Origin of the sequence: Streptomyces sp. SM11 (assembly GCF_002910905.1) — a bacterium.
Taxonomy (GTDB): Bacteria; Actinomycetota; Actinomycetes; order Streptomycetales; family Streptomycetaceae; genus Streptomyces.
In genome coordinates this window covers 62,434-76,060 of sequence record NZ_NEUE01000238.1, presented here as the reverse complement: position 1 = coordinate 76,060, position 13,627 = coordinate 62,434, and the positions used below count along the sequence as shown (strand labels likewise).

The window sequence follows — 13,627 nt, the reverse complement described above, 5'->3', positions numbered from 1 at the left end:
CGAGGGCTTCGGCGGCGGGGGCCGCGGGGGGCGGGGGCGCGTCGTCCGCGCGTGGCTCGAAGTAGTCGTACTCGTCGAAGGCTTCGGGGTCGGCACGGATCCGGTCGCGCTGGACGAGGAGGTAGCCGGCCTGGACGAAGCGGAGAGGCAGCCCCTCGGACTCGAACCAGAGGTCGCCCGCCCAGTTCCGCTCGTCCTCGGTGAGGGGGCGCTCGACGACCTTCTCCAGCAGGGCCAGCGAGGCGCCGCGGCCGAGGCCGGCGAGGAGCACCTCCTCCAGGTGGGCGTCGACGCCGGGGGTCGTGATGTCGGGGGTGACGGCGAGCAGGAAGGCGCACTCGGGGGTGGCGGTGAGCAGTTCATCGAGGGCGGCTCCGCCGATCTCCAGGTCGTCGACGGTGACGACGGCGCCGATGTTCCGGACGAGCGCGAGCAGCTCGTCGCGGTCGGGGCGGTGGCTCCGGGTCTTGTAGACGGTGTCGAAGAGGGCGTGCAGCAGATCGGCGCCGGTACGGCCCCGGCCGTTGAGGCGGACCACCCCGTCGGGGGCCAGGTCCGCGCAGTCGGCGGCGACGGCGTCCAGCAGCGCGGTGCGGCCGGAACCGGCCTGGCCGGTGAGGCGGACGCTGCGGCCGCGCGCCAGCAGGCGGACCACGCGCTCTCGCTCTTCCTGGCGCTCCAGGAGGGGCGGCTGCGGAGCGGGCGGGCCCGGGGGGACGGGGGGTGCGTCGGCGCGTTCGTGGTGGGCGCGTTCGGCGGGGGTGCGGCGGACCGGGGCGTCGGGGCCGGAGCCGGGCGGGCAGGCCTCGACCTCGCTGCCGTCGACGGGGTTGACCGTGAGCAGCAGGTCGCCGGCGGTCAGCTGGACGACGCGGACCTGCTGTGGTGTCTGCGGGCCGAAGTCGGCGCCGCCGGAGTCGCGGGACGGCCGGCGGTGCCCGGGGTCGCCGCCGGATCGGTCGTGGCCCTGCCCGTACTCTTCCGGTTCCCGGTGTGTCGGGTCCATCGCAAAGTCCCCCAGACGCGTCGTGCGCGGTTGCCCCTCCGGCCTCGCACGCCCCGCTGTCGCTTCCGGTCCGGTGTCCGCCCGTGGGTTCGTTGTCATTCGGCGGACGGCCGAACCCTAGGCCTTGGCACAGTATCCATAAAGCGCCGGGGTGCCACGCCGTCCAGGTGGTCACGTTCCGGTGAGGATTGCGTGACTTTCCCGGTCGCCCGGACGATCTCAGACCCGCGGCAACGACTCCGCGGCGATGCCGCCCTCGATGGCCAGGATGCGGTGCAGCCGGGTGGCCACCAGGAGGCGCTGCATCTGCGGCGGCACGCCGCGCAGCACGAGACGGCGTCCGGCCCGTCCGGCCCGGCGGTGGGCCCCCATGATGACGCCCAGTCCGGTGGCGTCCCAGGAGTCCAGCTCGGTCAGGTCCAGCACGAGGTCGCCGACTCCGTCGTCCACGGCCGAGTGCAGGACCGTACGGGCGTCCGCCGCGCTTCGGACGTCGAGGCGGCCCCCGACGACCAGCTCGGCGTGGTCGCCCCTGATGTGCATATGTGCTCCCCGGTCATGCTCCGTAGAAGGTCCGTCTGTCCGAAAGGTCCGTCAGCCCGGAAGGGCCGTCTGTCTGTTCTGTCGCCGGCCTTGCCTCTGCCACCACTGACTGCCGCGACGACAGGGAAGTTGCCGTCTGTAAGCAAACCGATACCGAATTCACTCGGTGGAGTGACTTCGGTTCGTCGGGGGCCGGTCACTGCCGGGTAGAATCCCCGGCTCCCCCGGCCCGGACGGCGGTGGACCGGCGGGCCGGGAGTGGGGATCCGGTCAGTACGTGTAGAAGCCCTGCCCGCTCTTGCGCCCGATGTCACCTGCGTCGACCATCCGGCGCATCAGTTCCGGGGCGGCGAACTTCTCGTCCTGCGACTCGGTGTAGATGTTGCCGGTGGCGTGCAGCAGGATGTCGACCCCGGTCAGGTCCGCGGTGGCGAGCGGGCCCATGGCATGGCCGAAGCCCAGCTTGCAGGCGATGTCGATGTCCTCGGCCGAGGCGACGCCCGACTCGTACAGCTTGGCGGCCTCGACGACGAGCGCCGAGATCAGCCGGGTGGTGACGAAGCCCGCCACGTCGCGGTTGACGACGATACAGGTCTTGCCGACCGACTCGGCGAACTCCCGGGCGGTGGCGAGGGTTTCGTCGCTGGTCTTGTAGCCGCGCACCAGCTCGCAGAGCTGCATCATCGGGACCGGCGAGAAGAAGTGCACGCCGACGACACGTTCCGGACGCTCCGTCACGGCCGCGATCTTGGTGATCGGGATGGCGGAGGTGTTGGACGCGAGGATGGTGTGCTCGCCGACGACCTTGTCCAGGGCCCGGAAGATCTCGTGCTTGACTTCCAGCTTTTCGAAGACCGCCTCCACGACGACGTCCGCGTCGGCCACGGCGTCCAGGTCGGTGCTCGTGGTGATGCGGGCGAGCGCGGCCTCGGCGTCGGCCGCGTCCAGCCTGCCCTTGGAGACGAACTTGTCGTACGAGGCTGTGATGCCGTCACGGCCCCGGGTCAGCGCGGCGTCGGTGACGTCCCGCAGCACGACGTCCCAGCCCGCCTGAGCGGAGACCTGCGCGATCCCGGATCCCATGAGTCCGGCCCCGATGACGGCGAGCTTCCTGGCCACGTTCGCACCCCTTGGTTTCTGTTCGCCCGTGCGCTTTTGTTCACGGCGGTTCACATTGCTCTCCGGCGGAGGTTAGTACCCGTCGGGCGCGCTGGGGCGACGAAGAGATGCGCGTCACGTCTCAGATGACGGACATCACACCAGGGCGCGTCATTCGGCTCCGCGCCGCGCGTAGTTGAGGACCTGGTCGCCGAGCAGCCCCTCGATGTCGTCGAGGACGCCGAGGGCGTCCCGGGAGACCTCGACGGCCTGGCGGCCCTTCGTCATCTCCTGACTGACACAGCCGACCAGAGCATGCTCGATCCAGGCGATCCGGCCGCCGACGAGGAGCGGCAGCGGGTCGTCCTCGCTCGCGCCGGTGTCCTCGCGCAGGGTGGCGACGACGGACTGGGGCACCTCCTGCTGGAGGTACCCACTCTCTACGGGGTCCTGGTCGCCGCGGGCTTCGCCGCCGCGGCCGTGACGGTGGGCACACGGGTCTTCCGACGGGCCGGAGCGTAACTACGCTGACCCCATGGTCAATCTGACGCGCATCTACACCCGGACCGGCGACCAGGGCACCACGGCCCTCGGCGACATGAGCCGCACCGCCAAGACCGATCTGCGGATCTCGGCGTACGCGGACGCCAACGAGGCCAACGCGGCGATCGGCGCCGCCATCGCGCTGGGGCAGCTGCCCGAGGACCTGGTGAAGGTCCTCGTACGGGTCCAGAACGACCTCTTCGACGTGGGCGCGGACCTGTGCACCCCAGTGGTCGAGAACCCGAAGTATCCGCCGCTGCGGGTCGAGCAGTCCTACGTCGACAAGCTGGAGGCGGACTGCGACACCTTCCTGGAGGAGCTGGAGAAGCTGCGCAGTTTCATCCTCCCCGGCGGTACGCCCGGCGCGGCCCTGCTGCACCAGGCGTGCACCGTGGTCCGGCGCGCCGAGCGGTCCACCTGGGCGGCGCTGGAGGTGCACGGCGAGTCGATGAACACCCTGACCGCCACCTACCTCAACCGCCTCTCCGACCTCCTGTTCATCCTGGCGCGGAGCGCGAACAAGGAGGTCGGGGACGTGCTGTGGGTGCCGGGCGGCGAGCGCTGACACCGGCCGACGGGAGTCTGCCCACCGGTCGGCGGGAGTCTGTTCACCGGTCGGCGGGCTCCCGCTCGGCAACACCCTTCGGCGCCTGCTTGGGGAACACCGTGTAGCCCCCCGCGATGATCAGGTTGATGCCGATCACCCAGCCCATCTTCTGCTGCCACATCCGCAGCGGGCCGGTCTCCCCGCCGCTGCCGACGTACCAGACCGCCGCCTGGAGCAGGCCCAGCGCCACCACCGCGGCCAGGATCCAGCGGGCGGCGGTGCGCCACTCGTGGACGGCGCGGGCCATGCCGTACTTCGGCGGCCGCACCGGCGGCGGGCCGCCGAACCAGCGGTGGGCGACGCGGGCGTCGACCCACTTGATGGTGGAGTGCCCCAGGCCCACGGTGAAACCGATGTAGACGGCGGCCAGGCCGTGCTTCCAGTCCGGCTCGGCCCCGTTCTTCAGGTCGATGGCCGTCACCACCAGCAGGACGACCTCCAGCAGCGGCTCGCACAGCAGCACCGCGGCTCCGAGCCTCGGCTTCCTCGCGACGTACCGCAGGGCGAGTCCGGCCGCCAGCAGCACCCAGAACGCGACCTCACAGAGCACGACCAGTAGCGCGATCACAGTCTCTCTCCTCCCGTTGCCCTCCAGCCTCCCGGCCGGCGGGCGGCCGGGCGTCGTCGGCAGTGACGAAAGGGGACTGCATCCTTCGATGTAGCCGCGCATCCGTCCCCGAAGGGAGGCCCCGCGGCGGTGCCACGTGTTGGATGGAGGGGTGCTCACCGCGATCCGCCCCCACCGCGACGACGTCGTCCTCGCCGCCTCCGGGCTGCTCGGCGGGCTGCTGCTGTGGCTGCTCGGCCTGCACATCCAGGGCGGCCGTCCCTTCGCCGCCCCCTGGATCGCCCTCGTACCGCTGACCGTGATGGCCTCGATGGAGCTGCTGCGCCGCAGCGCGCCCCGGACGGCGCTGATCGTCGGCACGGTGGTACTGGTGACGGATCAGTTCACCCGGGGCAATCTGGTGACCATCCTGATGTTCTCGGACGTCATGTATGCCGCCGTGCTGTACGGGACCCCGGCCGCGGCCCGCCGGATCCCGGTGACCACGCTCCTGGTCACCGTCGCGGTGACCATCGGCTTCCTGGCCTGGTTCCGTCGGCCCGAGGCGCTGCTGATCGGCGTCGTCACGGGGCTGGTCGCCTTCATGCCCGCGATCACCGGCGTCGTCGTGCGCAACCACCGCACCGCCGCCGAGGCGGCCCGGCTGGCCGCCCGGCAGACCGCGCGGCTGGCCGAGATGGACCGGACACAGGCGGTGGTCGCCGAGCGGGCCCGGATGGCCCGGGAGCTGCACGACATGGTGGCCAACCACCTGTCCGCCGTCGCGATCCACTCCACCGCCGCCCTGTCCATCGACGACCCGGAGACCTCGCGGAACGCCCTGAAGGTGATCCGGGAGAACAGCGTCGAGGGGCTCGCGGAGATGCGCCGGCTGATCGGCCTGCTGCGGGAGGGCGGCGAGGACAGGGCCCCGGCCGCGGCCCCGACGCTCGCCGCCCTGGACACCCTGGTCGAGCAGACGAACGTCAACGGGGCGTCCGGCGGGCTGGTCTGCTCGCTGGAGGACACCCGGGAGCCGGGGGCCGGGGCGCTGCCGACGCCGGTCGAGCTGGCCGCGTACCGGATCGTGCAGGAGTCCCTGACCAACGCCCTCAAGCACGCGGCGCCGGGCCCGGTCGTGGTGCGGCTCGGCCGGACCGGGGAGCCCCGGACCCGGGGGCTGCTGACGGTCGAGGTGACCAGTGTGTTCGGCAGCCGCCCCGGCCCCACGGCGCCCGGTTCGGGGGCGGGCCTGGTGGGCATGCGGGAGCGGGTGGCGCTGCTCGGCGGGACGATCGTCGCGGGGGCCGATCCGGACGGCGACGGATCCAGGATCTGGCGGGTGCGGGCCGAACTGCCCGTGACGGAGAGGACGATGCGGGAATGAAGATCCGGGTACTGGTCGCGGAGGATCAGTCGGCGGTGCGCGCGGGGCTGGTGCTGATCCTTTCCAGCGCGCCAGACATCGAGGTCGTCGGAGAGACGGGGGACGGCGAGGCGGCGGTGCGCCTGGCACGCGAACTCCGCCCGGACCTGGTGCTGATGGATGTGCAGATGCCACGCCTCGACGGGGTGTCGGCGACGCGGCAGGTGGTCGCGGAGGAGCTCGCGGACGTCCTCGTGCTGACCACGTTCGACCTGGACGAGTACGTCTTCGGGGCGCTGCGGGCGGGCGCCTCCGGGTTCCTGCTGAAGAACACCGACGCCCGCGATCTCCTGGAGGCGGTACGGACGGTGGCGCGCGGCGAGGGGCTCATCGCGCCGGCCGTGACCCGCCGGCTGATCGCGGAGTTCGCCGGAGCGGCGTCCGTACGCGGCCGGGCGGCGGCCGATCCGGCGGTGCTGGACTCGCTCACCCGGCGCGAGCGCGAGGTGCTGGAGTGTCTGGGCGAGGGATTGTCGAACGCGGAGATCGCGCTGCGTCTCTCGATGGCCGAGGGCACGGTGAAGACCCACGTCAGCAGGCTGCTGGGCAAGCTGGAGCTGCGCAGCCGGGTCCAGGCCGCCGTCCTGGCACAGGAGTTGGGAATCTGAGCGGGCTTCCCGATCTTTGGTCCAGACCTCTTGACGATTGGTCCAGACCTTCCTACTGTCACCGACACACACTGCGGTGAGTACGTGGGCACCACCACGTACTCAGGGCGGCGCAGGGTTTGCAGTCCACGAATCATCCCCCGTTTGTTGGACCTCACCCGAGGAGCACCGTTGAGCACAGAATCCCCACAACGCCGTTCCCGCTTCAGATGGATACCCACCCCGAGCGGCCGCTCCAAGGTCGTCGCGGGTCTGACCGCGCTGGTCGTGCCGCTGGCCGCGATGGTGGGGCTCGCCTCCCCCGCCTCGGCGGCCACGTCGGCCACCGCCACGTACACCAAGAAGTCGGACTGGGGCAGCGGCTTCGAGGGCCAGTGGACGGTGAAGAACACCGGCACCACCGCGCTCTCCTCCTGGACCATCGAGTGGGACTTCCCCTCCGGCACCTCGGTCGGTTCCGCCTGGGACGCCGCCGTCACCAGCAGCGGCAACCACTGGACCGCCAAGAACCTCTCCTGGAACGGGAGCGTGGCGCCCGGCGCCAGCGTCAGCTTCGGCTTCAACGGCTCCGGCTCCGGCTCCCCCACGGGCTGCAAGCTGAACGGTGCCTCCTGTGACGGCGGCAGCGTGCCGGGCGACAACCCGCCCTCCGCTCCCGGCACCCCGACCACCAGCAACGTCACCGACACCTCGGTGAAGCTCAGCTGGAGCGCCGCGACCGACGACAACGGCGTCAAGAACTACGACGTGCTGCGGGACGGCGCGAAGGTCGCCACGGTCACCGGCACGACGTACACCAACACCGGTCTGACCGCGGGCACCGACTACTCCTACGCCGTACAGGCCCGGGACACCGCCGACCAGACCGGCCCGGTCTCCGGCTCCGTCTCCGTGCGCACCACGGGCGGCCAGGACCCCGGCCCCGGCGGCGACAAGATCAACATGGGCTACTTCACCAACTGGGGCGTCTACGGGCGCAACTACCACGTGAAGAACCTGGTGACGTCCGGCACTGCCGCGAAGATCACGCACATCAACTACGCCTTCGGCAACGTGAAGAACGGCAAGTGCACCATCGGTGACTCGTACGCCGACTACGACAAGGCGTACACCGCCGACCAGTCCGTCGACGGTGTAGCCGACACCTGGGACCAGCCGCTGCGCGGCAACTTCAACCAGCTGCGCAAGCTGAAGGCCAAGTACCCCCACATCAAGGTCCTCTGGTCCTTCGGTGGCTGGACCTGGTCCGGCGGATTCGGCGAGGCCGCGCAGAACCCGGCCGCCTTCGCCCAGTCCTGCTACGACCTGGTCGAGGACCCCCGCTGGGCCGATGTCTTCGACGGCATCGACCTCGACTGGGAGTACCCCAACGCCTGTGGTCTGACCTGCGACACGAGCGGTCCGGGCGCCCTCAAGAAGCTCTCCGACGCCACCCGGGCGAAGTTCGGCGCGAACAACCTGGTCACCGCCGCCATCACCGCGGACGCCTCGGACGGCGGCAAGATCGACGCCACCGACTACGCGGGCGCCGCCCAGTCCATGGACTGGTACAACGTGATGACGTACGACTTCTTCGGCGCCTGGGCGAAGCAGGGACCGACCGCCCCGCACTCGCCGCTGACCTCCTACGCGGGCATCCCGCAGCAGGGCTTCAACTCCGCCGCCGCCATCGCCAAGCTGAAGGCGCAGGGCGTCCCGGCCAAGAAGCTGCTGCTCGGCATCGGCTTCTACGGCCGCGGCTGGACCGGCGTCACCCAGTCCGCCCCCGGCGGCACGGCCACCGGCCCGGCCGCGGGCACCTATGAGTCGGGCATCGAGGACTACAAGGTCCTCAAGAACTCCTGCCCGACGACCGGCACCGTCGCCGGCACCGCGTACGCCCACTGCGGCACCAACTGGTGGAGCTACGACACCCCGGCCACCATCGGCTCGAAGATGACCTGGACGAAGAACCAGGGCCTGGGAGGCGCGTTCTTCTGGGAGCTCTCCGGTGACACCGCCAACGGCGAACTGGTGAGCGCGATCCACAGCGGGCTCCAGTAGCCACGGTGATGCTCCCCACGCCGCTGCGACGAGCACTGCCGTAACGGCAAGCACCACCCCGGAAAGCACCGGGGAGACGGGTCCGCCCCCCGTCTCCCCGGTTTTTCGCTGTGTACGTACGTGGGTGCGCGACGCTCTCAGGACCTGCGCGACATCGGCCGCCCCCAGACTGCGTCCGGGGGGCCCTCTTCCAGCCGGGCTGCTTCCTACGCCACATTGACCCTCTGGCCGGGCGGTGCCGCCTCCAGCCAGGCGAGGAAGCCGGTCAGGGCGTCCTCGCTCATCGCCAGCTCCAGGCGCGCCCCCCGGTGGAGACAGCCGAGCACGACGGAGTCGGACAGGAGCGCGAGCTCCTCCTCGCCCTCCGGCAGCCGGCGGGCGATCACCTCGATCGCAGAACGCTCCAGGCCCCGACGGGGGCGAGGAGCGTAGGAGAAGACCCGGAACCAGTCGACGCGGTCACCGCTGTAGCGGGCGACCCCGTACACCCAGCCTTTGCCGAGCGCATCGGGTTCCTCCGACACGTCCCAGCGCAGGCTGCAGTCGAAGGTCCCGCCGGACCGCTGGATCAGCCGCCGGCGCAGGCCGAAGACGAACAGTCCCAACAGGACCGTGACGACGACGGACGCGCCCACCCACAACGCGAGGACCATCTCCACCGACCTCCTCGCATCGTCGAGTAACGAACACCGCAACCGTATTGCACCTGCATCGCCTCAGCCGCGACACGGCTGGATTGCTCCAGCTCGGGCCGCGGCTGAGTAAAAACATCTGTCAGTGGGGGTGCTAGCGCACCGCCACCGCGCGCAGTCGTACATCGGCGCGCCGCTGGGCAGCGGCGTCCGCGTCCGACTTCGCGAGCTCCAGCGCCCGCTCGGCGCGCTCGACGTCGATCTCGTCGGCCAGCTCGGCGATCTCGGCCAGCAGCGACAGCTTGTCGTCCGCGAACGAGATGAATCCACCGTGCACAGCGGCGATCACGGTGCCGCCCTCGCTCGTGCGGATCGTCACCGGGCCCGATTCCAGCACACCGAGAAGCGGCTGGTGACCGGGCATGACGCCGATGTCGCCGGACGTGGTACGCGCGACGACCAGGGTGGCCTCGCCGGACCAGACACTTCGGTCCGCGGCGACCAGCTCGACATGCAGCTCAGCAGCCAAGGGTGGCTCCTCGGGTCACCACCCGGCCGACCGGCCGGGTGTTGGGTCAATTCTACGGGGCGTGGTGAGGGGGGCGGGACACACCCACCCCCCTCGGTGAGCCGGAGGCTCAGGAGACGCCGAGCTCCTTGGCCTTGGCCTTGAGGTCGTCCAGGCCACCGCACATGAAGAACGCCTGCTCGGGGAAGTGGTCGTAGTCCCCGTCGCAGATCGCGTTGAACGCGGAGATCGACTCGTCGAGCGGAACGTCCGAACCGTCCAGGCCGGTGAACTGCTTGGCGGCGTGGGTGTTCTGCGACAGGAAGCGCTCGACACGACGGGCACGGTGGACAACGAGCTTGTCCTCCTCGCCCAGCTCGTCGATACCGAGGATCGCGATGATGTCCTGGAGGTCCTTGTACTTCTGCAGGATCCCCTTGACGCGGCTGGCCGCGGCGTAGTGCTCCTGCGAGATGTAGCGCGGGTCCAGGATGCGGGACGTGGAGTCCAGCGGGTCCACGGCCGGGTAGATGCCCTTCTCCGAGATCGGACGGGAGAGAACCGTCGTCGCGTCGAGGTGGGCGAACGTGGTGGCCGGGGCCGGGTCGGTCAGGTCGTCCGCGGGGACGTAGATCGCCTGCATCGAGGTGATCGAGTGACCACGCGTCGAGGTGATGCGCTCCTGGAGCACACCCATCTCGTCGGCCAGGGTCGGCTGGTAACCCACCGCGGACGGCATACGGCCGAGCAGCGTGGAGACCTCGGAGCCGGCCTGCGTGAAGCGGAAGATGTTGTCGATGAAGAGCAGCACGTCCTGCTTCTGCACATCGCGGAAGTACTCCGCCATGGTCAGGGCGGACAGGGCCACGCGCAGACGCGTCCCCGGCGGCTCGTCCATCTGGCCGAAGACGAGCGCGGTCTTCTCCAGAACGCCCGACTCGGTCATCTCGTCGATGAGGTCGTTGCCCTCACGGGTGCGCTCGCCGACACCGGCGAACACCGACACACCGTCGTGCAGCTTCGCCACACGCATGATCATTTCCTGGATGAGGACCGTCTTGCCGACGCCCGCACCACCGAACAGACCGATCTTGCCGCCCTTGACGTACGGGGTCAGCAGGTCGACGACCTTCAGGCCGGTCTCGAACATCTCGGTCTTCGACTCGAGCTGGTCGAAGGCCGGGGCCTTGCGGTGGATCGGCCAGCGCTCGGTGATCTGCGCCTCGGCCTCCGGCTCGTTCAGAATCTGACCGAGGGTGTTGAACACCTTGCCCTTGGTGATGTCACCGACGGGAACGGTGATGCCCGCGCCCGTGTCGGTCACCGCGGCCTGGCGAACCAGGCCGTCGGTGGGCTGCATCGAGATCGCGCGGACCACACCGTCACCCAGGTGCTGGGCGACTTCCAGGGTCAGCGTCTTGCGGGCGCCGTCCTCGGCGGGGTCCGCGACCTCGACGTGGAGGGCGTTGTAGATCTCCGGCATCGCGTCGACGGGGAACTCCACGTCGACGACCGGGCCGATGACCCGGGCGACGCGGCCCGTGGCAGCGGCCGTCTCAACAGTGGTCGTCATTACTTGTCACTCCCCGCGGTCGCGTCGGCCAGAGCACTGGCACCGCCGACGATCTCGCTGATTTCCTGGGTGATTTCGGCCTGGCGGGCCGCGTTGGCAAGCCGGGACAGGCTCTTGATGAGGTCCCCGGCGTTGTCGGTGGCCGACTTCATCGCACGGCGGCGGGCAGCGTGCTCGGAAGCGGCTGCCTGCAGCAGTGCGTTGTAGATACGGCTCTCGACGTAGCGCGGCAGAAGGGCGTCGAGGACGTCCTCGGCCGACGGCTCGAAGTCGAACAGCGGAAGGATCTCACCCTTGCGGGTGCTCTCCTTCGCCACCTCGTCGAGCGAAAGCGGCAGCATCCGGTCGTCGACCGCGTTCTGCGTCATCATCGACACGAATTCCGTGAAGACGATGTGCAGCTCGTCGACGCCGCCCTCGGCCGTGTCCTGCTGGATGGCCTCGATCAACGGGGCTGCGATGCGCTTGGCATCGGCGTACGCCGGGTTGTCGGTGAAGCCGGTCCAGGAGTTCTCGACCTTGCGCTCGCGGAAGCCGTAGTACGCGACACCCTTGCGGCCGACGATGTACGTGTCGACCTCCTTGCCCTCGGAGGCAAGGCTCTCCCGCAGTCGCTCCGCGGCCTTGATGGCGTTGGAGGAGTAGCCGCCGGCCAGACCGCGGTCGCTCGTGACGAGCAGGACCGCGGCCCGGGTCGGGGCTTCGACCTCGGTGGTGAGCGGGTGCTTGGCGTTGGAGCCGGTCGCCACCGCGGTCACCGCACGGGTGAGCTCGGTCGCGTACGGCTTGGACGCCGCCACCTTGCGCTGCGCCTTGACGATGCGCGAGGCGGCGATCATCTCCATCGCCTTGGTGATCTTCTTGGTCGCGGTGACGGCTTGGATGCGGCGCTTGTAAACGCGAAGCTGAGCGCCCATCGATCAGCCCTCGCCCAGGAGCTTGCCGTCCGAGGTCTCGAACTGCTGCTTGAAGGCGGCGATCGCGTCGGCGATCGACTGCAGCGTGTCGCCGGACATCTTGCCGCCCTCGGCGATGCTGGTCAGGAGGTCCTTGCGCTCACGGCGCAGGAACTCCAGCAGCTCGCTCTCGAAGCGACGGATGTCCTCGACCGGGACGTCGTCCATCTTGCCCGTGGTGCCGGCCCAGACCGAGACGACCTGCTCCTCCATCGGGAACGGGGCGTACTGCGGCTGCTTCAGCAGCTCGACCATGCGCTTACCGCGCTCCAGCGAGGCCTTCGAGGCCGCGTCCAGGTCGGAACCGAAGGCGGCGAACGCCTCCAGCTCGCGGTACTGGGCGAGGTCCACGCGAAGCCGGCCGGAGACCTGCTTCATGGCCTTGTGCTGGGCGGAGCCACCGACTCGGGAGACCGAGATACCGACGTTGAGCGCCGGACGCTGACCCGCGTTGAACAGGTCGGACTCCAGGAAGCACTGGCCGTCGGTGATGGAGATGACGTTGGTCGGAATGAACGCCGACACGTCGTTCGCCTTGGTCTCGACGATCGGGAGGCCCGTCATCGAACCGGCGCCCATCTCGTCGGAGAGCTTGGCGCAGCGCTCCAGCAGACGCGAGTGCAGGTAGAAGACGTCACCCGGGTAGGCCTCGCGGCCCGGCGGGCGGCGCAGCAGCAGGGACACGGCGCGGTAGGCGTCGGCCTGCTTCGAAAGGTCGTCGAAGATGATCAGGACGTGCTTGCCCTGGTACATCCAGTGCTGGCCGATGGCCGAACCGGTGTACGGCGCCAGGTACTTGAAGCCGGCCGGGTCGGACGCCGGGGCGGCGACGATGGTCGTGTACTCCAGCGCACCGGCCTCTTCGAGCGCACCACGCACGGAGGCGATGGTGGAACCCTTCTGACCGATGGCGACGTAGATGCAGCGCACCTGCTTGTTCACGTCGCCCGAGCGCCAGTTGTCGCGCTGGTTGATGATCGTGTCGACGGCCAGCGCGGTCTTACCCGTCTGACGGTCGCCGATGATCAGCTGACGCTGGCCGCGGCCGATCGGCACCATGGCGTCGACGGCCTTGTAGCCGGTCTGCATCGGCTCGTGCACCGACTTGCGGACCATGACGCCAGGCGCTTGCAGCTCGAGGGCGCGGCGACTGTCGGTCTCGATCTCGCCGAGGCCGTCGATCGGGGTGCCGAGCGGGTCGACGACGCGGCCGAGGTAACCCTCGCCTACGCCGACGGAGAGCACCTCACCGGTGCGCTGCACCGGCTGGCCCTCCTCGATGCCGCTGAACTCGCCGAGGACGATCGCACCGATCTCGCGCTCCTCGAGGTTGAGGGCGAGACCGAGGGTGCCGTCCTCGAACTTCAGCAGCTCGTTCGCCATGGCGGAGGGCAGACCCTCCACCTTCGCGATGCCGTCGCCGGCAACGCTGACCGTACCGACCTCCTCGCGCGAGGCCGCGTCCGGCTGGTACGACTGGACAAAGTTATCCAGTGCGTCCCGGATCTCCTCCGGCCGGATCGTGAGCTCCGCCATC

The 13,627-nt window shown here is 69.9% G+C and carries 13 protein-coding genes and 1 pseudogene; 4 read left to right on the top strand and 10 right to left on the bottom strand.

Features of this window, described 5'->3' with window-relative positions; all coding sequences use genetic code 11:
- From B9S58_RS25145 to B9S58_RS25130, 4 genes and pseudogenes are all read right to left on the bottom strand, one after another.
- Window positions 1–1,006: pseudogene (locus B9S58_RS25145) on the bottom strand (ATP-binding protein); the annotation flags it as partial.
- A gap of 219 nt (window positions 1,007–1,225) precedes the next feature.
- Window positions 1,226–1,549: an STAS domain-containing protein gene (locus tag B9S58_RS25140; RefSeq protein WP_003966237.1), complete on the bottom strand. Its 324-nt coding sequence runs from the start codon at window positions 1,547–1,549 to the stop codon at window positions 1,226–1,228.
- 270 nt (window positions 1,550–1,819) lie between these two features.
- Window positions 1,820–2,668, bottom strand: coding sequence for a 3-hydroxyacyl-CoA dehydrogenase family protein (locus B9S58_RS25135; protein ID WP_103534333.1), 849 nt, complete (start codon window positions 2,666–2,668; stop codon window positions 1,820–1,822).
- Window positions 2,669–2,818: 150 nt separating this feature from the next.
- Window positions 2,819–3,064, bottom strand: coding sequence for a hypothetical protein (locus tag B9S58_RS25130; protein WP_258044999.1), 246 nt, complete (start codon window positions 3,062–3,064; stop codon window positions 2,819–2,821).
- A 118-nt stretch (window positions 3,065–3,182) separates the two neighbouring features.
- Here B9S58_RS25130 and B9S58_RS25120 point away from each other — a divergent pair, with 118 nt between their 5' ends.
- Window positions 3,183–3,755, top strand: coding sequence for a cob(I)yrinic acid a,c-diamide adenosyltransferase (locus B9S58_RS25120; RefSeq protein ID WP_103534332.1), 573 nt, complete (start codon window positions 3,183–3,185; stop codon window positions 3,753–3,755).
- Between the two features lie 43 nt (window positions 3,756–3,798).
- Here B9S58_RS25120 and B9S58_RS25115 read toward each other — a convergent pair whose 3' ends face one another.
- Window positions 3,799–4,365 carry a hypothetical protein gene (locus B9S58_RS25115; RefSeq protein WP_103534331.1) on the bottom strand — a complete coding sequence of 189 codons (567 nt, stop codon included), beginning with the start codon at window positions 4,363–4,365 and terminating at the stop codon, window positions 3,799–3,801.
- Window positions 4,366–4,516: 151 nt separating this feature from the next.
- Here B9S58_RS25115 and B9S58_RS25110 point away from each other — a divergent pair, with 151 nt between their 5' ends.
- The 3 genes from B9S58_RS25110 (at window position 4,517) to B9S58_RS25100 (ending at window position 8,421) form a co-directional block, all read left to right on the top strand.
- Window positions 4,517–5,731 (top strand): sensor histidine kinase, encoded by a 1,215-nt coding sequence (locus B9S58_RS25110; RefSeq protein ID WP_103534330.1) that lies wholly within the window; start codon window positions 4,517–4,519, stop codon window positions 5,729–5,731.
- Entirely contained in the window at window positions 5,728–6,378 is a 651-nt protein-coding gene (locus B9S58_RS25105; RefSeq protein WP_103534329.1) for a response regulator transcription factor, read from the top strand. Before B9S58_RS25110 ends, B9S58_RS25105 begins: the two co-directional genes overlap by 4 nt.
- A gap of 171 nt (window positions 6,379–6,549) precedes the next feature.
- Complete coding sequence (locus B9S58_RS25100; protein ID WP_103534328.1) at window positions 6,550–8,421, top strand: glycoside hydrolase family 18 chitinase; 1,872 nt, start codon at window positions 6,550–6,552, stop codon at window positions 8,419–8,421.
- Window positions 8,422–8,627: 206 nt separating this feature from the next.
- On the opposite strand, the gene B9S58_RS25095 is transcribed toward B9S58_RS25100, so the two are convergent.
- From B9S58_RS25095 to atpA, 5 genes are all read right to left on the bottom strand, one after another.
- The gene (locus tag B9S58_RS25095; RefSeq protein ID WP_103534327.1) at window positions 8,628–9,074 is read right to left on the bottom strand and encodes a DUF2550 domain-containing protein; all 447 of its coding nucleotides are present in this window, start codon (window positions 9,072–9,074) and stop codon (window positions 8,628–8,630) included.
- A 133-nt stretch (window positions 9,075–9,207) separates the two neighbouring features.
- A complete protein-coding gene (locus B9S58_RS25090; protein ID WP_003966248.1) occupies window positions 9,208–9,582 on the bottom strand; it encodes a F0F1 ATP synthase subunit epsilon in 375 nt (124 codons plus the stop codon).
- A 109-nt stretch (window positions 9,583–9,691) separates the two neighbouring features.
- Window positions 9,692–11,134 carry a F0F1 ATP synthase subunit beta gene (atpD, locus tag B9S58_RS25085; protein WP_103534326.1) on the bottom strand — a complete coding sequence of 481 codons (1,443 nt, stop codon included), beginning with the start codon at window positions 11,132–11,134 and terminating at the stop codon, window positions 9,692–9,694.
- Window positions 11,134–12,051 carry a F0F1 ATP synthase subunit gamma gene (locus B9S58_RS25080; protein ID WP_103534325.1) on the bottom strand — a complete coding sequence of 306 codons (918 nt, stop codon included), beginning with the start codon at window positions 12,049–12,051 and terminating at the stop codon, window positions 11,134–11,136. Before B9S58_RS25080 ends, atpD begins: the two co-directional genes overlap by 1 nt.
- A gap of 3 nt (window positions 12,052–12,054) precedes the next feature.
- On the bottom strand, window positions 12,055–13,626 hold the full coding sequence (gene atpA, locus B9S58_RS25075; protein WP_103534324.1) for a F0F1 ATP synthase subunit alpha: 1,572 nt from the start codon (window positions 13,624–13,626) through the stop codon (window positions 12,055–12,057).
- Between the last annotated feature and the right edge of the window lies 1 nt (window position 13,627).